A 22,135-nucleotide genomic window follows, 5' to 3' on the forward strand; every position below is an offset into this window, starting at 1 on the left:
GTACGGTTTTAATAGCCCGTGTGTTTTGCCATGAAAAAACCATCATCTTTTAGCGGCTATTTTAAAGTAATAATTTGCTGCTTGTTATTAAGCAATTTTAGTGCCTTAGCACAAAAAACTAATATCTGGATTGTTAGAGATGCCGAAAGTAGTGAATCTATTTTAGCCGCAAACAATAATACGGTAGGCTTATCAAACCAAGGGCAAGACCGGGCACAAGCCTTATTAAAGGTGCTAAAACACGAAAAAATACAAACAATTTATATACCTACAGGTAAAGTTGCCAATGAAACGGTAATGCCGCTATCTGCCAAAGCAAAAATATTAGCCAGGGTTTATACCGATAGTGTTAGTGCATTTGTAAAAAAGCTGACCAAGAATTTTCAGGGCACTAATGTATTGATAGTAGCACAGTATAAAGATATTATGCCGCTAATGAGTGAACTGGGTGTTAGCCCGCCATTTACCGAATTGAACGAAGAGGATTATGATCTGCTATTTCAAATTACCATTGATGATAATGACAGGCGGGAGATTTTTGTAAGTAATTATGGCAAAAAACACCACGTTACAGAAATTCCGCAGCAGTATATTATCCAGCGGTTCAATCCGTCATTTATACCGCCGGTAAATAGCCATTAATAGAATCAAGAAACCTAGCGATTTGATACGATTAACAGGTCAAGGTCTTTACAGGGTAAAGAAAATCGTTCGGCAATGTGTTTATTGGTTAGGTGCCCCTGGTAAATATAAACCGCTTCGCGCACGCCCGATTTTTGCCAGATAACATTTTTAACGCCGCCCTGCTCGCCTATCTCCAATAAAATAGGGGTAAAGATATTGGTCAGCGCATACGTAGCGGTACGTGCAACCCGTGATGCGATGTTGGGCACACAATAATGTATAACATCATACTTACGGAATACAGGGTGGGTATGGTTAGTGATCTCTGAGGTTTCAAAACAGCCCCCCTGGTCAATACTTACATCAATAATAACCGAGTTGGGTTTCATTTTGCTAACCGTTGTTTCGGTAACAATACATGGGCTGCGGCCATCTTCGGCACGCATGGCACCTATAGCGACATCACAGGTAGTAATGGCTTTCTCCAATACAATTGGTTGCACTACTGATGTAAATACCCTTGCGCCAATATTATTTTGCAAGCGGCGCAATTTATAAATTGAAGGGTCGAACACTTTTACTTCGGCACCTAATGATATGGCTGTACGCGCGGCATATTCGCCAACGGTACCTGCGCCAAGTATTACAATTTCGGTAGGGGGTACGCCGGTTATACCGCCCAGCATCAGGCCCTTGCCATCAAATACATTGCTAAGGTATTCGGCTGCTATTAATATGGACGTAGCGCCTACAATCTCGCTCATGGCGCGTACCACGCTTAGGGAGTTGCCTTCATCACGCAAGTGCTCAAAGCATAGGGCTGTAACTTGTTTTTTTAATAAGGCTTGCAGGCATTCGGCTTTTAAGGTTGATACCTGTAGGGCCGATATTAATATCTGCCCAGGTTTCATCATCGCTATCTCCTGTAATGTAGGTGGTGCTATTTTTATAATGATGTCAGCCTCGTAAACCTTTTTGGTATCGAAAACTATTTGTGCACCCTGCTCGGCATAATCTTTATCTAAAAACTTGGCGGCTTTGCCGGCATTACTTTCCAGCATTACCTCGTGGCCATTATTAATTAATAAAGCTACCGATAGGGGGGTAAGGGGGATGCGGTTTTCCTGAAAGGATACCTCCTTTGGAATGCCAATATAAAGTTTATTTTTTTTGTTCTTAACTTCGAGCATCGACTCCTGGGGCTGCATCATTGCCTGCTTGGCAATGTCCGAAAACCCGCTGTATTTCCCTGAACTCATAATAGTTTTTTATGGATGATGAAGATAAGAAAAAATGATTAGATTTTTTCAACAGATATTTCCCTGCTATCGTCATTTAAAACCTTTAGGCTGATGCTGATATAATGTGCAGGCAGCATATCGGGTATTTTTTCAGGCCACTCTATAAAACAGTAATTACCCGAGTAAAAATATTCCTCGGCCCCCATATCTAAAGCTTCGGTTTGGCTTTTTAGGCGATAAAAATCGAAGTGGTAGATTTTGGCTGATGAGCCCTTGTATTCGTTAACAATAGCAAATGTGGGGCTTGTTACAGACCCTGTTACACCCAATGCTTCGCAAAGCGATTTAATAAGCGTGGTTTTGCCCGCGCCCATATCACCGTGAAAAAGGAATATTTTTTGATCGCCGGCATGGGATAGCAATTGTATTGCTATTGAGGGTAGTTCTTGAAGGGATGTTGCGGTTAGTATCATTTTAAATTATGTCATTGCGAGGTACGAAGCAATCGCGAACTTTGCAGCGTGCGATTGCTTCGTACCTCGCAATGACAAAAATATAAAAATCTTACTTAGGCCCATAAGTTACAATCGGGATGATCATTTCTTCTAATGAGATACCGCCGTGCTGGAAAGTCTCATTATAAAAATTAACAAAGTGATTGTAATTGTTAGGATAAACAAAGTAAGTATCCTCTTTAGCAAATACAAAGCTTGAGCTTACGTGCAGTCGCGGCAGCATGGCATCATGCGGATTGCGGATATGGAACACGTCTTTAGCGTTAAAATTTAAATTACGGCCCTGTTTGTAGCGCAAGTTGGTATTGGTATTCCTGTCGCCAATAATTTTGCTTGGTTTTTTAACGCGGATAGTACCATGGTCAGTAGTAATAACCACACGTACTTGCTTTTGCGCTAAAAACTTCAGCAGGTCAAACAACGGCGAATGTTCGAACCATGACAATGTTAATGAGCGGTAAGCTGCGTCATCACTGGCCAGCTCACGGATCATCTGCATATCTGTACGGGCATGCGATAGCATATCCACAAAGTTATACACTACAACGTTCAGGTCGTTCTTAAGGAGGTTGCTCACCGAGTCATTCAGCGCGCGGCCCTCATCAATATTTAAAATTTTATGGTATGAATGCTTAATGTCCTTACGGTGAACACGGCTTATCTGGTCTGCAATAAAATCAGACTCGAACAGGTTCTTGCCGCCCTCGTCCTCGTCATTCTGCCACATTTGCGGATAGCGTTTCTCCATCTCTAAAGGCATCAGGCCCGAGAAGATAGAGTTACGCGCATATTGCGTTGCTGTTGGCAAAATGCTGTAATAAGTATCTTCCTCCTCCAGCTTAAAGTATTGCGAAATAATAGGGTTAATGATCTTAAACTGATCATACCTTAAATTATCAATCAATATAAAAAACAGGGGCCCTTTACCATCAAGCTTGGGGAATACTTTCTTTTTAAACAGCTGCGGCGAGCTGGTTGGCGCGGTGTCCGGGTTTTTAACCCAGTCTAAATAGTTGCGCTCAACAAACTTGCAGAATTGGGTGTTGGCCTCGGCTTTTTGCAAGGTCAATATCTCGTGCATGCCGGCATCTTCCAGTTGTCCCAGTTCTAGTTCCCAGTATATCAATTTTTTGTAAACATCAACCCACTCCTGGTGGCTCAGGTTATCATTAAGGGTAATGCCCAGCGTCCTGAAATCCTGTTGATAAGCCATGGTGGTTTTTTCAGTCACCAGGCGTTTGTTCTCTGTTAGCTTTTTAATGGTAAGCAGTATTTGCTTGGGGTGTACTGGCTTTATCAGGTAATCGCCAATTTTTGAACCGATGGCATCCTCCATTAAATATTCCTCCTCGTTTTTGGTTATCATTACGATAGGAACATCATTATTTATATTCTTAATCTGCGCAAGGGTTTCAATGCCGGTTAGGCCGGGCATATTTTCGTCCAGAAAAACCAGGTCGAAATAGTTATTTTTGAATGCTTCGACAGCATCATTTCCATTGGTTACGGTAGTTACTTTATAGCCTTTTTCGTTTAAGAAAAGTATATGTGGTTTTAACAGGTCAATCTCGTCATCAGCCCATAATATTGTTGTGTCCTGCATGTTGTATCTTTATAATATTCAATGAATAAATGTCGTTCGGTAATTATCAGGTTCTTAAAGAATAATTTAGACCAAACATACCGATATAACCCTAAAGCGTGCGTTTTGTTATACACTTTGACGTAGTATTAACATAAATTAACAAATATAAAGTACAATGTTTACCATAATTTAACACTTTTGCAACGCATAAACTACACATTGAATAAAAAGAAAATAATAAACGACCCGGTTTACGGATTTATAAGTATACCTACCGAATTGGTGTTCGACCTGATCGAGCATCCATACTTTCAACGGTTACGGTACATTAAGCAATTGGGCATGACCCATCTGGTTTACCCGGGTGCGCTGCATACCCGTTTCCACCATGCGTTAGGCGCCATGCACCTGATGAAAATGGCGGTTGAAACCCTGCGCAGCAAAGGCCATGAAATTACCGCCGAAGAAGAACAAGGTGTAACCATAGCCATTTTACTGCATGATGTGGGGCATGGTCCATTCTCGCATGCTTTAGAGAATACTATTGTTAAAGGAATCTCGCACGAGGATATATCTATCCTGTTAATGAATAAGCTCAACGAGCAGTTTAACGGTCAGCTAACTACTGCCATCAGTATTTTTAAAGGCAATTACAGCAAAAAGTTTTTGCATGAGCTGGTATCGAGCCAGTTGGATATGGATAGGCTGGATTATTTAAACCGCGATAGCTTTTTTACCGGCGTGTCCGAAGGGGTGATCAGCTCTGACCGGATCATCAAAATGCTGAACGTACAGGATGACCATATTGTAATTGAGGAAAAAGGCATTTATTCGGTCGAGAAATTTATTATTGCCCGTCGCCTAATGTACTGGCAGGTGTACCTGCATAAAACAGTTATTGCTGCCGAGCAATTGCTGGTTAAGATATTGGAGCGTAGCCGCGAACTGGTTTTAAAGGGCGAAAAGCTGTTTGCCACACCGGCGCTAAACCATTTTTTAACTAATGAGTTAACCCGCGAAGCGTTTATAAAAGACGGACATTTAGAAATATTTACCCGGTTAGATGATACAGATATCCTGTCGGCAGTAAAAGTTTGGGCAACCAATGATGATTTTGTATTGTCTAAGCTATGTACTGATTTTGTGCATCGTAAAGTGTTTCATGTGGATATTACCAATGATGCGCCAAGCCAGCAATTAGTGGCCGATTTGAGTAACAAGTCGATTACGAAATATGGCATTACAAAAAAGGAAGTACCTTACTTTGTTTTTACTGATTCCATAAAAAATAATGCTTACCGCGTAGGCGATGGCAATATTGGTGTATTAATGAAAGACGGAAACGTTATAGATATAGCCACCGCCAGCGATTACTCAAACCTTGAAGCATTAGCAAAAACGATAGAGAAGTATATACTTTGCTATAGTAAAGACCTGGTTTAGAGTAGTGAGTTTTGAGTGGTGAGTATTAGTTACTCACCACTTACTAATAATATAATATTAACATTAAATTTGCCCGATGCAATTTACCGCCCAGCAAATAGCTTTATTACTCAACGGAACCGTTGAAGGAGATCCGTTAGTAGCGGTGAATCAGCTCGCTAAGATAGAAGAGGCCGGCGAAGGCACGCTTTCTTTTTTGGCTAATCCTAAATATGAGCAATATCTTTATACCACCAACGCATCAATAGTTATTGTTAATAATGACCTGGTGCTGTCTGAAACGGTAAAGGCAACTTTAATACGGGTGGAGAACGCCTACAGCGCCTTCTCTGTGTTGCTGGAAGCATATAATACCATAAAGCTGGACAAAAGCGGCATTGAGCAACCATGCTTTATCCACCCATCGGCAAAAATTGGCGACAATGTTTATATAGGTGCCTTTGCCTATATTGGCCCCGATGTTAAATTAGGCGATAATAGTAAAGTTTATCCAAATACTTATATTGGCGATAATGTAACCATAGGCCAAAATACTACACTGTTTGCCGGTGTTAAAGTTTATTTCGATTGTGTCTTAGGCGATAATGTAATTGTACACTCGGGCGCTATAATTGGCAGCGATGGGTTTGGATTTGCGCCAACTGATGATGGTACTTATAAAAAAATTGCCCAGATAGGAAATGTGATATTAGAGGATAATGTAGAGGTAGGTTCAAATACTACTATTGACAGGGCTACAATGGGATCAACAACTATACGTAAAGGCGCCAAACTGGATAATTTATTACAGATAGCCCATAATGTCGAAATAGGATCAAATACAGTGATAGCCGCGCAAACTGGCATATCGGGCAGTACCAAAGTTGGCGACAATTGTGTAATTGGCGGCCAGGTAGGTATGGTTGGCCATATCAGTATTGCCAATGGCAGCCAGATCATGGCAAAATCGGGCATCAATAAAAATATTGTCGAAGAAGGTAAAAAATGGGGCGGTATCCCATTCTTCGCGCCGTATATGGAAAATCTGCGGATTGAATCGGCGGCATCGCGTTTGCCCGCTTTAGAAAAAAGATTAATAGAATTAGAAAAAATAATTACTGAAATGCAAAAAAATGTTCATTAGCTAAATGGTTCATTAGTTCATTGGGCTGGGCAGCAGACAATGAACTATTCACCAATGAACCAATGAACTATTAAACCAATGAACTAACAAAGAATGAACATAAAACAAAGAACTATTAAGGCACCCGTTTCTGTTTCGGGTTCAGGCTTACATACGGGCGAGAAGGTTACCATGACCTTTAACCCGGCACCAGAGAATCATGGCTATAAATTCAGGAGGGTTGATATAGCAGGAATGCCTGTTATTGATGCCGATGTGGATAACGTTACCGATACATCGCGCGGTACAACTATATCGCAAAACGGCGCCAGTGTAAGCACCATAGAGCACGTTTTAGCCGCTTTGGTTGGTTTAGAGATAGACAATGTATTGATTGATATGGACGGCCCCGAAACGCCAATAATGGATGGCAGTTCTATACAATTTGTTGAAGCGATAAGAGGTGCCGGTTTTACCGACCAGGAAGCTGACCGCGAATATTACCATATACCTTATAACATCCACTACTCGGAGCCTGACCGCAAGGTTGAGATGGTGGCGATGCCTTTGGATGACGATTACCGCTTTACCTGTATGGTTGATTATAACTCGCAGGTATTGGGTAGCCAGCATGCCAGTATATCATCTATTACTGAGTTTGTGGATAGTATTGCTTCATGCCGTACCTTTTGCTTTTTGCACGAGCTGGAAATGCTGTTAAAGCATGACCTGATTAAAGGCGGCGACTTAAACAACGCTATTGTAGTTGTTGATAAAGAGGTTGACCAGGAAGAACTTGACCATTTAGCCAAACTGTTTAATCGTAAAGATATTAATGTTGCCCCTCAAGGTATATTAAACAATATTGAGCTTCGCCACCAAAACGAGCCTGCAAGACATAAATTGCTAGACATGATAGGTGATCTGGCGCTGGTTGGTGTTCCGCTTCGCGGGCATATTATGGCGGCAAGGCCGGGCCACGCTGCCAACGTAGCCTTTGCCAAAAAAATAAAAACGCTTATTAAAAAAGAACGCAGCCGCAAGCACTTTAAGGTGTACGACCCCAACATGAAACCGGTTTATGATACCGTGCAGATAATGGAGATACTGCCGCACCGCTACCCCATGTTAATGATAGATAAGATCCTGGAGTTAACAAAAAACCATGTGGTAGGGTTAAAAAATGTAACCATGAACGAGGGCATCTTTATGGGACATTTCCCTGGTGCGCCGTTGTTTCCGGGCGTATTACAGATTGAGGCTATGGCACAAACTGGTGGTATATTGGTTTTAAATACCGTTCCTGATCCGCAGAATTATATTACCTTGTTCCTGAAGATTGAGAACGCGCGCTTTAAGGACAAAGTTGTCCCGGGCGATACCGTAATATTCCATTGTAATTTAATTGCGCCTATACGCCGCGGCATAGCCCAAATGAAGGGTGTAGGCATGGTTGGTGAACGTGTTGTAGTAGAAGCCGAGTTAATGGCACAAATTGTTAGAAAAACAAAAACTGAAGAAGCATGATCCAGCCTTTAGCATATATACATCCACAGGCAAAAATAGCCGACAACGTAGTAATTGAACCATTTGTTACCATACATAAAGATGTTGAGATAGGCGAGGGCACCTGGATAGGGTCAAACTCCGTTATTATGGATGGCGCTCGTATAGGTAAAAACTGCCGCATTTTTCCTGGCGCTGTAGTATCTGCACCGCCGCAGGATTTGAAATACAAAGGCGAACCAAGCACGGTAACCATTGGCGATAACACCGTTATCCGCGAATGTGTAACCCTTAACCGTGGTACCGCATTAGATAAAAATACCACCACCATAGGCAGCAATTGCCTGCTGATGGCGTATGTACACGTAGCGCACGATTGTGTTATTGGCGATAATGTTATCATAGCCAACGCGGTACAGCTTGCGGGACATATTAACGTATATGATTATGCCTTTATCGGCGGCACATCTGCCGTGCACCAGTTTGTTGAAATTGGCGCGCATTGCATGATATCCGGCGGATCATTAGTGCGTAAGGACGTGCCGCCGTTTACTAAAGCCGGGCGTGAGCCTTTGTCTTATGTCGGTATTAACTCGGTTGGTTTGCGCCGCCGTGGTTTCTCTGCCGAGACGATCAATGAGATCCAGGAGATCTACCGGATCATCTTCCTGAAAAAATATAACATGACTAAAGCTTTGGATATTATCGAAGCCGAGTTTAACCCAACTGTTGAACGCGATGAGATTATCAACTTCGTGCAAAATTCGCAACGCGGTATCATGAAAGGGTTTGCCAGTAGTTAGTCATTGGTCACTGGTCATTAGTTGTATAGCTCATATCTATCAACAGGACTGGCCGGTAATCCAAAGGTTATCTCAAATGACGAATGACAAATGACAAATGACAAATGACCAATTCTCCATCAAGCTAAATCAAATTGGCCGCCGCTTTAACCGCGACTGGATTTTCAGGGGGATAGATTATACATTTAACGGCGGCGAAACCTACGCTATACTGGGTCCTAACGGCTCGGGTAAATCAACCTTGTTACAGATTTTAAATGGCAGCCTGTCGCCATCAGCAGGCAGTATTAATTATTTTTATGGGGACGCAGCAATTGAGGTTGAACAGGTATTTCAGCACCTTAGCCTGGCCGCGCCGTATTTGGAACTGATAGAAGAATTTACGCTGAACGAAATGATAGATTTTCATTTCAAATTCAAAAACCACAAACCGGGGATTGATAAGGCCACTATAATTGAATTGCTTAATTTACCTGGCAGCACCAATAAACTCATCCGTTATTTTTCATCGGGCATGAAACAACGGCTTAAACTGGCACTGGCTTTTTGTGCCGATACAGCTATACTGATGTTAGACGAACCTACTTCGAATTTAGACACGCAGGGTGTCGACTGGTATTTAAGCCTGGTACAACAATTTGCTAAAGACAGATTAACCATCATTTGCTCCAATCAGGAGCATGAGTATAGTTTTTGTAAGCATAGGTTAAGCATAGCTGATTATAAATAAAGTTTCCTTTGCGGGGGAAGATCTGATAGCTATCGGATTAGCATTTATCCTGTATACTTATACTTCCTGATATAAATTTCTGCAATGATGGCGTGCAGGATAAAACCTATCCAAAACGCAATGCCGAAAAACTGATGCGGCCCAAGTTTTGAAAAACCAAAAAACAGGCCAACTATAGGGCGTACTGTCGCGATAGCTAAACCAATGGCAAACATCCTGATCATCCACTCGCGATGGAGTGAAATTTGTTTTTGTTTGATATGATACAGTGCCTTAAACAAAGCGAACAGAAAAAACAGGGCAAAAGTTACAGTAGCAGCCGTTTCAATGGCACCGCCAATTGCCATTTTAAAACTCATTATCAAAGCGGTTATACCAATGATGAATGCGCACGTGGCAACTATCCATCCCATAACACGATGAGTTTTTATACTGTGTGAGCGTAACTTTTTTGAAAATTGTAATGGTGTTAAAACCAAGAACAATACCCCTGGAATAATATGCAGAAAAGTTAAAAAAGGATATACAGCAAACCGGTTGTCAAACGGCCCAAATTTGGGATTAACATACGGCTTAAGTACGCCGCCCAAGGTCAGCATTCGTCGGCTGGCTACAATTAACGCTATTAAAACCAATAGCGTTATAACTATATTCCTGGTCCGTAATAACCAAATTGGTGGTTTTTTATCTTTCAATTTTTGGGAATTATAATTTTAAAACTAATAATGTTTATAATAACAATTTAAGAAAGTAGACTTACTGTATTATTAACCCGACCAACCTATGAAATTGGTCTATCAACTTATTAGCTGGCGGGTGTAGCAAGATGTTGTACGGTGTAGCGAGTGACTTGTCCTAACACTACACCACAAACGGCATAAAATTATTGCATAACAAGGACAATCCATTTCATAAAAAACAAAACCCAATCGCCTGTCTTTAGTTATTCTATTAACACAACAAAAAACTACTTATGATACCAGTAAAAGGATTCGCGGCGCAATCACCGACAACTGATCTCGCCCCATGGAATTTTGAAAGACGTGAAGTTGGCCCGCACGATGTACAATTTGATATTTTATTTTGCGGCGTTTGCCACTCTGACCTGCACCAAATAAAAAATGATTGGTTCCCGGGGATCTTCCCGATGGTGCCGGGCCATGAAATTGTTGGCCGCATAGTTAAGGTTGGCGACCACGTTAAAAACTTTAAAGTTGGCCAGCTAGCCGGCACCGGCTGTATGATTGACTCATGCCGCGTTTGCGAAAATTGCAAGCAGGGCCTGGAGCAATATTGCCTTCCCGGCAACTCGCAAACCTATAACGGTTTAGAGCAGGACAAGAAAACACCTACTTACGGGGGCTACTCAAATAGCATTGTAGTTAACGAGGATTTTGTGCTGCATATTTCGGAAGATGTTGACCTGCCCGCTACTGCGCCTTTATTGTGTGCCGGTATAACCACCTACTCGCCATTAAGGCATTGGAAAGTTGGCAAGGGCCATAAACTAGCCGTACTAGGTTTAGGCGGATTGGGCCACATGGCTGTTAAGTTTGGTGTTGCTTTTGGTGCCAATGTTACAGTTTTAAGTACATCGCCTAAAAAAGAAGAAGACGCTAAAAAACTAGGCGCTCACCATTTTGTGGTAACTACTGACCCGAAACAATTAGAAGCTGCTAAAAATTCATTTGATTTTATACTGGATACGGTATCTGCACCACACGATTTTAATATGTACCTGGGTTTATTAAGAACCAATGGTGTACATATATGCGTTGGCGTTCCGCCGGAGCCGGCAAGTGTCGCGGCGTTTAGTTTATTAGGTGGCCGTAAAAGCCTGGCAGGATCGGGCATTGGCGGTATAGCCGAAACTCAGGATATGCTGGATTTCTGCGCCGAAAACAACATTGTATCAGATATAGAAATGATCGACATCAAAGACATTCACACCGCTTATGACCGTATGGTTAAAGGCGATGTGCGTTATAGATTTGTTATTGATATGGCAACGCTGTAAGCTTAGATTGGAGACGTGAGATTTGAGACAAAAATCTAATCCATAAATGATTGATAAAAAGTGGGCTTAGGTCTGCTTTCTATGTTTAAAAATCTCAAATCTCATTTCTCAAATCTCACATCTATTTTCTAAGTTTGCGCCTCAATATTATACTATGTCTAAAGCATCCGAAGTAAAAAATGGTAACATTTTGCGCTTTAACGGCGAGTTGTTACAGGTTGAAGAATTTTTACACCGTACACCAGGTAACCTGCGCGCGTTTTACCAGGCCCGTATGCGTAACGTAAAAAGCGGCAAACTGGTCGAGTACCGTTTCCGTACAGACGAGGATGTAACTATTGCCCGTGTTGAAACCAACAATTACCAATATTTATATGATGATGGCACTGGCCTGGTGATCATGGATAATGATACCTACGATCAGCATACCGTGCCTAAAGCTTTATTTGGCCCTGCCGTAAAGTTTTTAAAAGAAGGCATGAATGTTATAGTAGCCTTTGAAAGCGAAGAACCTATAATGGGTAACATCCCCGCATCGGCCGAGTTAGAAATTAGTTACACCGAGCCAGCTGTAAAAGGCGATACCTCAACCGGTGCAATGAAAAAAGCAACTGTTGAAACTGGTGCCGAGATCAATGTACCCCTGTTCATCAATATCGGTGATAAGATAAAGGTTGATACGGTTAATGGTACTTATGTGGAGCGGGTAAAAGCATAAGCCCCCAACCCCCTAAAAGGAGATTTTTTGAAAAGCATAAATAGTAAAAGCCTCCAATTTTGGAGGCTTTTACTATTTATATCCAATTGCTGACACAGGACTTTCTAAAACTATTTTCTGATGCTGAAATGGGATCTCCACATTAGCAAAGCCATGTTCGTTTAGTGTTTTGGCGAAGTGTTGTTGGACTTCGTATTCGCCATGAACTAAAAATATCTTCTTTACTTTTTTGGGATCCTGACAGTTTAGAAAGTGCAGTAAGTCTTCGTAATCACCATGAGCACTCATAGATTTGATAGATTGAACCTCGGCTTTAACCTCATATTTTTCGCCAAATATATACACCTCTTTATCGCCTCTTAGCAAATGTCCACCCAATGAGTTTGGCTCGCAATAGCCTACTATTAATATGGTAGTTTTAGGGTTATTGATATTGTTTTTAATGTGGTGTTTAACCCGGCCAGCCTCGGCCATGCCTGATGAGGAAATAATAACGCACGGCTGCTGGTTATCATTTAAAGCTATTGATTCTTCGGTTGATTGTATAAACCGCAAACCTTTAAAAGCAAACGGATCATCATCAACTTTTAAAACCGCTTTAACATCGCGGTTATAAACCTCGGGGTGCTCTTTTAATACCTGGGTGGCTTTGTCTGATAGCGGGCTGTCAACATAATAAGGTACATCAGGCAAAATGCCTTTAAGCTCCAACGAGTTTAAGGCATACAATAACTCCTGCGTACGCCCCACGCTAAACGCCGGGATAATTACTTTGCCTTTTTTTACCAGGCAGGTTTGTTTAATAATATCCAGCAAGGCATCCTCGATAGGCTCTAACGATTTATGCAGCGAGTCGCCATAGGTCGACTCTAGTAAAATATAATCGGCCTGCGGGAAGCGTTGCGGGCTTTTTAAAAGCAGGTCGCCGTAGCGGCCAACATCGCCGCTAAAAGTTATATGTGTTTCTTTACCGTTTTCGGTTATAACTAAATGTATTGCACAACTGCCCAGTATATGCCCAGCATCGCTAAAGTGAAATTTGGCATTTGGAGTAATGGCGTATTCTTCATGATATTCCACAACCTTAAATAAGGTTAATGCGGTGTTGGCTTGTTCTTCATTATACAAAGCTTCCAACAACGGCAATCCCTTTCTTGCGCGGTGCTTGTTGCTGTATTCTACATCGCCCATCTGTATTTTGGCCGAGTCCAGTAGTAAGATGCGCGCAAGGTCAAGCGTTGCCGATGTGCAAAATATCGGCCCGTTAAAACCTTCGGCTACCAAGCGTGGGATGAGTCCGCAATGATCAATATGCGCGTGCGATAGGATCATATAATCCACCTTTTTGGGGTTAAAACCAAAATGCTCGTTCATGTTCTCGGTGTTTTCGCCCAGGCCCTGGAACATGCCGCAGTCAAGCAAAATGCTGGTGCCATCCTGTAAATGTAGTAAGTGTTTACTGCCGGTTACGTTACGGGCAGCGCCATGAAAAGTAATATCCATTTTATATAATCCAGGTTGAAAGAAGGAGAACGAAGGTGGTGAAAAAAAGTTTAATAAAATAAAAACTAAAAAATTAGTTGTAAATATGATTTATAACTAATAACTTCGTTTAAAATTATTTAACCCCGCTAATTTTAATACGTAACGAAATGGAAATTAAGGAACTGACCCGTGCCGAGGAACAATTAATGCAGATACTTTGGCAGATAGAAAAAGGCTTTGTAAAAGATGTGATGGAGCATTTGCCAGAGCCAAAGCCGGCTTATAATACGGTATCAACCATCATCAGGATATTAGAAGCCAAAGGCTTTGTTAGTTATAACGCGTTTGGCAAGAGCCATCAATATTATCCCATCATTAGTAAAGAAGAATATCAAAACTTTGCGACAGATAAACTAATGAACGGATACTTTGATAATTCGGTAAAACACATGTTCTCCTACTTTGTGAAGAAAGAAAAAATTGATTTGAAAGAAGCGGATGAGATCATGAAACTGATTGAGAAACTTAAAAACAAATAGTTATGAACTGGTGGCATTATTTATTACTGGTAAACTTTTACCTGGTATTATTTTTCGGCTTTTATGCTTTGCTTTTACGCAAAGAGACATTTTTCCAGCTTAACCGCATTTATTTGGTGGCGGCATCATTGCTATCATTCGCTATCCCGCTCATACAGGCCGATTGGTTAAAGAACCTATTTATTACCCGGCAAGTACAGCAAACTATTTACAACGGCCCCATTGCGATGGTGTATAACTTTACCCCTGCTACCCAAAGTTCTTTAACATTAGGCGAAGTACTTAATGCCGTATATATTATCGTAACCTTATTTTTAATAATAAGGCTAGCCTGGCAGTTAATAGTCTTGAAAAAAGCTATAGAAACCCCTCCGCCATCAGCAGCCTATTCGTTTTTTAAGAAGATAAGTTTGGGCGAAAACGCGTCCCAGTCAAAAATAATAACCGACCATGAGCAGGTACACGCCGGCCAATGGCATTCGGTTGATGTGATGATCATAGAGACGGTTATGATCATTAACTGGTTTAATCCGGTGGTTTACCTGTATCGTTTTGCCATTAAATACATCCACGAGTTTATTGCCGACAGGGAAGTAATACAAGCTGGCACAGACAAGGTTGATTACGCCATGTTATTGCTAAGCCAAACTTTTGAGGTAGAGAGCCATAATCTGGTTACGCCTTTTTATAATCACAGTCTTTTAAAACAACGTATCACCATGTTACAAAAAAACAAATCGCAGCGCATAGCGCTGGCAAAGTACGGGCTATCGGCACCGTTATTTATGTTAATGCTGATATTCTCATCGGCAACAGTAAACAATAGCAAGGCAGTTGCCGCCATCAATAAAAAAACAGAGAAGGTATTATTAACACCTGCTAAGGAGGTAGTTGATGTTGTAGTAAACCCGACAGAGGTTCCGGCAGCAAATAAAAAGGCTGAAATTAAATACATTAAGATCGCGGAAGACATTTCGCCCGAGATTAGCCTGGATACAGTGCCTAAAAATGATAGTAGAGTATTTTCGCAGGTAGAACATTCACCGGAGTTTCCGGGTGGCATAACTATGTTTTCACATTATTTGTCAACCAACATTCACTATCCCGCTGCAGATAAAAAAAGTAAGACAGAAGGTAAGGTTTTGGTGAAATTTATAGTAGAAAAAGACGGTAGCTTATCAAATATAGTAGCGGTACGCAGCCCAAGTGAAAGCATGAAAGCAGAAGCGGTACGGGTGCTTGCTGCATCACCTAAATGGGTGCCTGGTGTGCAAAACGGCCATGCGGTAAGGGTAGCTTATACCGTACCTATCCAATTTACTATACCGAGCCCGTCAGACAACAAGATTTACAGTATGGTTAGCAAGCAACCGTCTTTTCCTGGTGGCATTGAAGCTTTTGGAAAGTTTTTAAGTGCTAACATACGTTATCCTAAAGAAGACCGTGAGGCAGGTAGATCTGGCAAAGTAATCTGCACATATATTGTTGAAACTGATGGAACCCTTACCGATATTAGAGCGGTACGCAGCCCGAGTGAAACAATGGGTAAGGAGGCAGTAAGGGTACTATCTTTGTCACCAAAATGGCAGCCGGGTCATCAGGATGGGCATCTGGTAAGGGTGTCTTATACCGTGCCTATCAACTTTACACTGGGGGAAGAAAATTAAGAACCAAGCAAGACAGAGGCAGATAGCTTAATTAAATTAAGATTTTCTAACTCAAAACCCCCTTTATATGTTATTGATGGCGTGCGGCAAAACCCCGGCACCATTAATCTTTCTAAAATCAAGCAAGAAGATATAGCAAGCATAGAAGTATTGAAAGACCAAACCGCCACAGCACTATATGGTGACGGGGGAAAAAACGGGGAATTATTATAACTACCACCAAGGGCAAAAAAGCTATTACCAAACCTTAACATAACTTTATCATTTTTAATAATACCCTGCAAGTTTAAAGCCTGCAGGGCTTTTTGTTTTTACTAACAATTATTATATTTATAAAAATTTAAACCTCATCATGAACCTAAAATTAAAAAATCAAAATCTGGTAGCGCCATTATTTGTTTTAGCGCTTGTGTTTTTATTAACGCTAAGTACCCGTAAAGCTGCTGCTATTAACAAATCACTTACAGATACCACACGCGGGCCAATTTTAAACAAGGTTGAAAGATATCCCGAATTTCCGGGCGGTTTACAAGCATTTGGAAAATTTTTAGGTGATAATATACATTACCCGGCTGTAGATAAGGCAAACAAAACAGAAGGGAGAGTTATAGTTACATTTGTTGTTGAAACTAATGGGACTTTATCAAACATCAGAGTAGTGCGCACTCCAACCCAGGCAATGGGCGAAGAGGCTGTTAGAGTACTTTCTTTGTCGCCGGCCTGGAAACCCGGATTTCAGGATGGTAAATTTGTTAGAGTTGCTTATACTGTACCAATAAGCTTTAAATTATAAACCAAGAGAGCTTATAGCCTTTTTTATGAAGTTTATTTAAATTGATATATTATGCTTCAATATACCAAATGGTTTTACGTGCCGCTAGCTAAATATAGCTTAGCGGCATTGTTATTATTTTCAGCAGCAGATATAACTACCTGTAAGGCTATTAGCCGGCCTATAGCTATGCATACTGTTTTGTCGGGCGATACTATTTTTACCAAGGTAGATAAGCCGCCGATCTTTCCGGGCGGTATGGATGCGTTTATAAAGTACCTTGCTAAAAACGTACGATACCCCGAAGCCATGCGCGAACGAGGTGTTGAAGATAAAGTTATTGCCCGGTTTGTAGTTGAAATTGACGGGTCCATTTCAACCGTTAAAATTTTGGATGACCCGGGATATGGTTCGTCCGAAGAAGCAATACGGGTATTAAAAAAATCACCTAAGTGGCAGCCGGGATATAACAAAGGTAAACCGGTAAGGGTACAGCTTACGGTGCCAATAGATTTTAGGGCCAGGGACGATAGAAACCAGGGAAATTCAGGATTTAAAGTAATTAATGGTTGATAATGATTTGGTGATATTTAATTGATTATCATTTCATTATAAATTATTATTACATTTAGATAATCAATTATTAAAATCATGAACTGGAAACTTATCTTTCAATTATCCTTTTTTGGGCTGATAATGGCCTTTGCAACGGTATCTCTAATCCCCGAAAAAGTAGAACCTGTTTTTTGGCTGGTAATATTCGTATTCTGCGCGTATGTAATAGCCAGGGCCGCACCGGGTAAATATTTTTTACACGGATTTTTAGTGAGTATGGTTAATAGCATTTGGATCACAGCCGTACACTGTTATTTTTATAAAAACTATGCCGTGCACCATCCCGATATGGTTACTATGTATACCGGTATTCATCCCCGCAGGATGATGCTTTGTTATGGGCCGGTATTTGGGGCTATGTTTGGTATTGTTTTAGGATTGTTTGCATTTATAGCTTCAAAATTTGTAAAAAAGCCTACAGCATAACTGCCTGTTTTGCTAAAGCATTTTTTTTAATTAAACAAAAAATGTTAGGTATAAATTATTAATTTTGCCGTAGACACGTACAAAATCACTATACAATGAAACCTTTCATTTCAAAAACATTTTACGGATTTTTAAATTATGCGCTTGCTGCGTTGTTAATTGCATCGCCTTGGTTATTCGGGTTTTCGCATGCTACCATAGCTGCCGCTGTATTAATGCCGTTATTAATAGGCTGGCTGCAATTGATCATGGCAATTTTTAGCGACAACCCGCTAGGTTTGGCTGGTATAAGGGTTTTCCCTGTGCAAATGCAAAATTGTGTTGACGTTTTAATGGGATCGTTTTTATTAGCGTTACCATGGACCTATGCTTTTAGCGGACAAGTATTCTGGCCACATTTCCTTTTAGGTTTAGCTTTATTAATAAAAGGTATTTTTGCAAGCGAATCACCTTTTTTAACCAGGCCGCATCGTAGCTTACCAGAAGCTGGTATTACCTCTATTGATGCAAGCGAAGGCAGATTAAATCACTAACATCTTTATAATATAAAAGAAAAGCGGGTCAATTTTCATTGAACCCGCTTTTGCATTAACAGGGGTATTAATGCATTTTTAAAAAACTTCGTTCAATCCAAGAAATATTCCTTTTGAACCATAATTGCCTGCGCCATAATCAATACAAAGATTGGAGCGCGAGTATTTATTAAACAACAAGCGCAGGCCTACACCTGCACCCGGCTCAATAAACTCTGTTAAATTGATGTTGCGGCTGTTGCTTGCCGTTTCAATATTGGTAAATACTACACCGCTAAGCAGTTTGTTTTTAGTTACGGGGAAACGATATTCGGCTTCGCTATAAGCAAATGAGGTGCCTTTAAAGCGGCCGATGGTATAGCCCCTCCCTATTCGGTTAGAAGCATCACTACCGGTGCCCGGTAGCTCTAAATAAGGTATGGTACCGTTAAGCAGGTAAGCACCCCAATACCAAAACGCTATAATATGTTCAGGATTGACTTTAGATAGGTTCCAATATTTTCTAAACTCGGTTTTTAACTGTAAGGATTTATGCTCGCTACCCAACCATTCTTCATTAATTCTTAAAACAACATCGGCATATATGCCATTATATGGCCGGTTAAGGTGATCTCTTGAATTATATTCAATATTAAATAACAACCCACTGGCAGAGTAGCCCGAAATTGGATAGTTATTGAGTGTACTATACCTAAAATTATGGGTATTTACACGCGGGCCGGTTTTGCGCTGATCGTCAATATTACTGTATTTATCAAAAATAAAACCAGCACCGGCATATACATGCTTAAATACTTTACGGTATATACGCTCTGAAAATTTAAGATAACTATATTTTATAGGGAAAACATCGGGGTTATTATCAAGCGGCAGATCATTTAAAGCAAAGCTGCCGTCGCCTTGTACACTATGGCCTGTGCCAACACCATAATCAAGCGCTACGGTTTTACCAACTTGTATACCGCCTTGTATATTGTATATGTCATCGTTGGTAAATATATTATTCTTTGCTTCAAATGAGGCAAGGCCCATTGTTGATACATAGGCATTAGCATTTATTACAGAAAACGTGGTGGTTTTTGGATTGCCAAAAACATGGCCGCCGGTTGATGTTATACCAACAGCAAAGCCTATGCTGGGGTTATAACCTGCGGATGGTAACGTAGAAAAGTTTGAATGCGTTTTAGCCGCAGTATCAACTACCGTTGATTTTTTTTTGAAAAAGTTGCTAATTACTTCTTTCGCGTCCGTCTGCTTACGCAATACCTCGGGCGAGTCTTGTTTGTCCTGCGCAAATACTATCCCGGTGCTACCAAGCACCATGCATACCATAAGGGCATACGTCCACACGTGTTTAATCAATGTATTAATAGGGGTTAATGGCACGAATATAATGAAAGCATCATAAAAACAAAACTTTATGTAACAAAAAAGATACAATTATAAATATACTAATGTTTCACTTTTAAATTTATAAGTAAATATTATAGCAAAGGCATTAAACCCCAATTAAATTTAATAGTCCAAAAAGTACATAAACAATTAAAGTTATGCAAATAGTAAAAATATATTGGGATTATTACTTTGGCAATTCTGCAAAAGTATCGGCAATGGTATGCCATGCCGGCATCTATTAAAGTAAAAAAGGGTTGAAAATCTATTTGATCTTCAACCCTTTTTTATGTAATGGGGGTAATGTTATTCTATTACAGTTACTTTAAGCATATTGGTTTTGCCGTGGTTAACAATTGGTATAGCGGCAGTATTAATTACCACATCACCAGATTGTACCAGGTTTTCGGATTTAAGCATGTTATTTACATCGGCTATGGTTTGGTCTGTACTTTCAACTTTATCATAATAAAAGGTACGTACACCCCAAATTAAGCTAAGCGCGTTTAACAGGTGTTTGTTAGATGTGAATATAAAAGTACGTGCTTTAGGCCTGTAACTTGATATTTGGAAAGCGGTATAGCCTGACGTAGTCATAGATACCACACCTACCGCATTGGTATGATCAGCCAAATAAACTGCCGATTCGCACACTGCGTCACTTAAATAGCCGGTTGCAGTAGTATCAGAAACCGATCCTCTTTCCGTATTAAACGGATAGCCCAGCTCTTCAACATTACGTACAATTTTAGCCATTGTTTCAATAACGATCAATGGGAATTCGCCAACTGATGTTTCGCCGCTTAACATTACCGCGTCTGCGCCATCCAATACAGAGTTGGCAACGTCGTTAACTTCGGCACGTGTAGGGCGTGGTGTAGTTATCATCGACTCCAGCATTTGGGTAGCCACAATTACAGGTTTTGATGCCGCGCGACATTTGCGGGCGATCATTTTTTGCAGTAATGGTACTTCTTCTAAAGGCATTTCAACACCCAGATCACCACGGGCAACCATAACGCCATCTGTTGCGGCTATAATAGCGTCAATATTATCAATAGCCTCCGGTTTTTCAATTTTAGCAATTACTTTAGCTGCTTTACCGCTGCGGGCTATAACTTGTTTAAGCTCGGTAATATCATCGGCATTACGCACAAACGATAAGCCTACCCAATCAATATCCCACTCTAAAGCGTATTGTAAGTTCTCCAGGTCTTCTTCGGTTAAGCTGGGGATAGATACCTTGGTGTTTGGTAAGTTAACGCCTTTACGCGATGTTAAAATGCCACCATGCACTACTTCGCAAACTACGGTATCAATTTTATTGGTTTCAATAACACGCATTTGGATCTTACCATCGTCCAATAAAATAATTTCATTGGCCTGTACGTCCTGCGGGAAGGTGTCATAAGTAATATAGATCTGGTTATCATCTCCTATACACTCATGGGTAGTTATATTAATATGGGTACCGTTAATTAGGTGTATACCGCCATCTTTTACTAAACCAATGCGGATTTTTGGCCCTTGTAAATCGGCAAGTATGGCTACATTGGTTTTGTGCTGCTCATTTATCTCTCTTATTAAATCAACAAACTTTTTGTGATCTTCGGGCTTTCCATGCGAAAAATTGAGGCGGCAAACATTTACGCCGGCTTTGATCATAGCTAACAATGTTTCTTTTTTGGCACAGGCAGGTCCCATTGTGGCGACGATCTTAGTACGGTTATACGGTATATTCATAGTTTATTGGGTTCAATATTTAGATAGCGTATATAAAACGCAGTGTGTTCTTTTTCTAATTCGGCGCTAAAATAAGAGATTTTCGCGTGATTTTATTTTTTTAGGGTCAATCTTTACTGCCGCGACAATTTCTGGTATCTTATTTATTGCCGAAATAAGGTTTTCGAGGTCATTATCATCAATGTAATTTTTGATCATTAAAAAATAATCTGCCTTTTTCATCTCCGGGATTAAGTATCCATCCGTGCCTTTATTAGCTATAAAAAAGAAATCTGTTTCGCTTGCTTCCCAGTTATAAGTATATAATGAGAAGTATACGGGGGCCGTAGCGGGGTAAATATCAACGGCCAGGTCATCAGTTTTAACAAAAAAAAAATTTAAATATTTGTTAATAAGGTAACAAACACGATAGTCTTTAAGCGATGTTGTTATAGCTATTAAAACAAAATCCAGATCTATCTCAAATTTTAAAAATTTCTTATTCAATATATCATTACATTTGCGCCGGTAAAAATACAAATTGAAACCATTAGATCTAAAATTTTGTTACCTTCTAAACTAAAAAGTTTTAGATTTGATATTTGATAGATTTTATTTTTCTTTGCACTGAAATTATTAATCATTAAACTATAATACTATGTCTGATATCGCTTCAAGAGTAAAAGCTATAATCGTAGAA

At 40.4% G+C, this 22,135-nt stretch carries 23 protein-coding genes; 15 read left to right on the forward strand and 8 right to left on the reverse strand.

All coding sequences use genetic code 11. The annotated features are described in order from the left end of the window. Positions 1-30: 30 nt before the first annotated feature. Positions 31-642, forward strand: coding sequence for a hypothetical protein (locus tag JWQ34_RS19000; protein WP_299360137.1), 612 nt, complete (start codon positions 31-33; stop codon positions 640-642). Positions 643-656: 14 nt separating this feature from the next. On the opposite strand, the gene JWQ34_RS19005 is transcribed toward JWQ34_RS19000, so the two are convergent. The 3 genes from JWQ34_RS19005 to JWQ34_RS19015 all read right to left on the reverse strand — a co-directional run bounded on the left by JWQ34_RS19005 (position 657) and on the right by JWQ34_RS19015 (position 3,983). Continuing rightward, entirely contained in the window at positions 657-1,883 is a 1,227-nt protein-coding gene (locus JWQ34_RS19005; protein ID WP_299360140.1) for an alanine dehydrogenase, read from the reverse strand. A 38-nt stretch (positions 1,884-1,921) separates the two neighbouring features. After that, complete coding sequence (gene tsaE / locus JWQ34_RS19010) at positions 1,922-2,338, reverse strand: tRNA (adenosine(37)-N6)-threonylcarbamoyltransferase complex ATPase subunit type 1 TsaE (RefSeq protein ID WP_299360142.1); 417 nt, start codon at positions 2,336-2,338, stop codon at positions 1,922-1,924. A gap of 91 nt (positions 2,339-2,429) precedes the next feature. Then, positions 2,430-3,983, reverse strand: coding sequence for a bifunctional response regulator/alkaline phosphatase family protein (locus JWQ34_RS19015; RefSeq protein ID WP_299360144.1), 1,554 nt, complete (start codon positions 3,981-3,983; stop codon positions 2,430-2,432). 189 nt (positions 3,984-4,172) lie between these two features. Between JWQ34_RS19015 and JWQ34_RS19020 the strand changes: the two genes are divergently transcribed. The 5 genes from JWQ34_RS19020 to JWQ34_RS19040 all read left to right on the forward strand — a co-directional run bounded on the left by JWQ34_RS19020 (position 4,173) and on the right by JWQ34_RS19040 (position 9,549). After that, positions 4,173-5,408 carry an HD domain-containing protein gene (locus JWQ34_RS19020; RefSeq protein ID WP_299360188.1) on the forward strand — a complete coding sequence of 412 codons (1,236 nt, stop codon included), beginning with the start codon at positions 4,173-4,175 and terminating at the stop codon, positions 5,406-5,408. A 76-nt stretch (positions 5,409-5,484) separates the two neighbouring features. After that, complete coding sequence (lpxD, locus tag JWQ34_RS19025; RefSeq protein WP_299360146.1) at positions 5,485-6,531, forward strand: UDP-3-O-(3-hydroxymyristoyl)glucosamine N-acyltransferase; 1,047 nt, start codon at positions 5,485-5,487, stop codon at positions 6,529-6,531. A 93-nt stretch (positions 6,532-6,624) separates the two neighbouring features. Next, positions 6,625-8,037 carry a bifunctional UDP-3-O-[3-hydroxymyristoyl] N-acetylglucosamine deacetylase/3-hydroxyacyl-ACP dehydratase gene (locus JWQ34_RS19030; RefSeq protein ID WP_299360148.1) on the forward strand — a complete coding sequence of 471 codons (1,413 nt, stop codon included), beginning with the start codon at positions 6,625-6,627 and terminating at the stop codon, positions 8,035-8,037. Next, complete coding sequence (gene lpxA / locus JWQ34_RS19035) at positions 8,034-8,819, forward strand: acyl-ACP--UDP-N-acetylglucosamine O-acyltransferase (protein WP_299360150.1); 786 nt, start codon at positions 8,034-8,036, stop codon at positions 8,817-8,819. The genes JWQ34_RS19030 and lpxA overlap by 4 nt, the downstream gene beginning before the upstream one ends. Positions 8,820-8,916: 97 nt before the next feature. Continuing rightward, positions 8,917-9,549, forward strand: coding sequence for an ABC transporter ATP-binding protein (locus tag JWQ34_RS19040; RefSeq protein ID WP_299360152.1), 633 nt, complete (start codon positions 8,917-8,919; stop codon positions 9,547-9,549). 44 nt (positions 9,550-9,593) lie between these two features. On the opposite strand, the gene JWQ34_RS19045 is transcribed toward JWQ34_RS19040, so the two are convergent. Next, entirely contained in the window at positions 9,594-10,148 is a 555-nt protein-coding gene (locus JWQ34_RS19045) for a DUF2306 domain-containing protein (RefSeq protein WP_299360190.1), read from the reverse strand. A 374-nt stretch (positions 10,149-10,522) separates the two neighbouring features. On the opposite strand from JWQ34_RS19045, the gene JWQ34_RS19050 reads away from it, so the two are divergent. Beyond that, the gene (locus JWQ34_RS19050; protein ID WP_299360154.1) at positions 10,523-11,566 is read left to right on the forward strand and encodes an NAD(P)-dependent alcohol dehydrogenase; all 1,044 of its coding nucleotides are present in this window, start codon (positions 10,523-10,525) and stop codon (positions 11,564-11,566) included. Positions 11,567-11,720: 154 nt separating this feature from the next. Beyond that, positions 11,721-12,284 carry an elongation factor P gene (gene efp / locus JWQ34_RS19055; RefSeq protein ID WP_299360156.1) on the forward strand — a complete coding sequence of 188 codons (564 nt, stop codon included), beginning with the start codon at positions 11,721-11,723 and terminating at the stop codon, positions 12,282-12,284. A gap of 72 nt (positions 12,285-12,356) precedes the next feature. Here the strand turns inward: efp and JWQ34_RS19060 are convergent, their stop codons facing one another. Beyond that, complete coding sequence (locus JWQ34_RS19060) at positions 12,357-13,787, reverse strand: MBL fold metallo-hydrolase RNA specificity domain-containing protein (protein ID WP_299360158.1); 1,431 nt, start codon at positions 13,785-13,787, stop codon at positions 12,357-12,359. Between the two features lie 149 nt (positions 13,788-13,936). Here JWQ34_RS19060 and JWQ34_RS19065 point away from each other — a divergent pair, with 149 nt between their 5' ends. From JWQ34_RS19065 to JWQ34_RS19095, 7 genes are all read left to right on the forward strand, one after another. Beyond that, positions 13,937-14,308 (forward strand): BlaI/MecI/CopY family transcriptional regulator, encoded by a 372-nt coding sequence (locus tag JWQ34_RS19065; RefSeq protein WP_299360161.1) that lies wholly within the window; start codon positions 13,937-13,939, stop codon positions 14,306-14,308. Positions 14,309-14,310: 2 nt separating this feature from the next. Further along, entirely contained in the window at positions 14,311-15,975 is a 1,665-nt protein-coding gene (locus JWQ34_RS19070; RefSeq protein ID WP_299360164.1) for a M56 family metallopeptidase, read from the forward strand. An 81-nt stretch (positions 15,976-16,056) separates the two neighbouring features. Next, a complete protein-coding gene (locus JWQ34_RS19075; protein WP_299360166.1) occupies positions 16,057-16,188 on the forward strand; it encodes a hypothetical protein in 132 nt (43 codons plus the stop codon). 139 nt (positions 16,189-16,327) lie between these two features. Next, positions 16,328-16,768 carry an energy transducer TonB gene (locus tag JWQ34_RS19080; RefSeq protein WP_299360168.1) on the forward strand — a complete coding sequence of 147 codons (441 nt, stop codon included), beginning with the start codon at positions 16,328-16,330 and terminating at the stop codon, positions 16,766-16,768. A 51-nt stretch (positions 16,769-16,819) separates the two neighbouring features. Continuing rightward, entirely contained in the window at positions 16,820-17,320 is a 501-nt protein-coding gene (locus JWQ34_RS19085; protein ID WP_299360170.1) for an energy transducer TonB, read from the forward strand. Positions 17,321-17,398: 78 nt separating this feature from the next. Further along, positions 17,399-17,788 (forward strand): hypothetical protein, encoded by a 390-nt coding sequence (locus tag JWQ34_RS19090; protein WP_299360173.1) that lies wholly within the window; start codon positions 17,399-17,401, stop codon positions 17,786-17,788. Between the two features lie 95 nt (positions 17,789-17,883). Continuing rightward, a complete protein-coding gene (locus JWQ34_RS19095) occupies positions 17,884-18,321 on the forward strand; it encodes a hypothetical protein (protein WP_299360175.1) in 438 nt (145 codons plus the stop codon). A gap of 78 nt (positions 18,322-18,399) precedes the next feature. Here JWQ34_RS19095 and JWQ34_RS19100 read toward each other — a convergent pair whose 3' ends face one another. The 3 genes from JWQ34_RS19100 to JWQ34_RS19110 form a co-directional block, all read right to left on the reverse strand. Continuing rightward, a complete protein-coding gene (locus tag JWQ34_RS19100; RefSeq protein WP_299360177.1) occupies positions 18,400-19,683 on the reverse strand; it encodes a BamA/TamA family outer membrane protein in 1,284 nt (427 codons plus the stop codon). Between the two features lie 336 nt (positions 19,684-20,019). Continuing rightward, positions 20,020-21,456 (reverse strand): pyruvate kinase, encoded by a 1,437-nt coding sequence (gene pyk, locus JWQ34_RS19105; RefSeq protein ID WP_299360178.1) that lies wholly within the window; start codon positions 21,454-21,456, stop codon positions 20,020-20,022. Between the two features lie 66 nt (positions 21,457-21,522). Next, positions 21,523-21,942, reverse strand: a complete 420-nt coding sequence (locus tag JWQ34_RS19110; protein ID WP_299360180.1) for an IPExxxVDY family protein — start codon at positions 21,940-21,942, stop codon at positions 21,523-21,525. Positions 21,943-22,135 lie beyond the last annotated feature (193 nt).

It is taken from the genome of Mucilaginibacter sp. (assembly GCF_028288185.1).
GTDB lineage: Bacteria > Bacteroidota > Bacteroidia > Sphingobacteriales > Sphingobacteriaceae > Mucilaginibacter.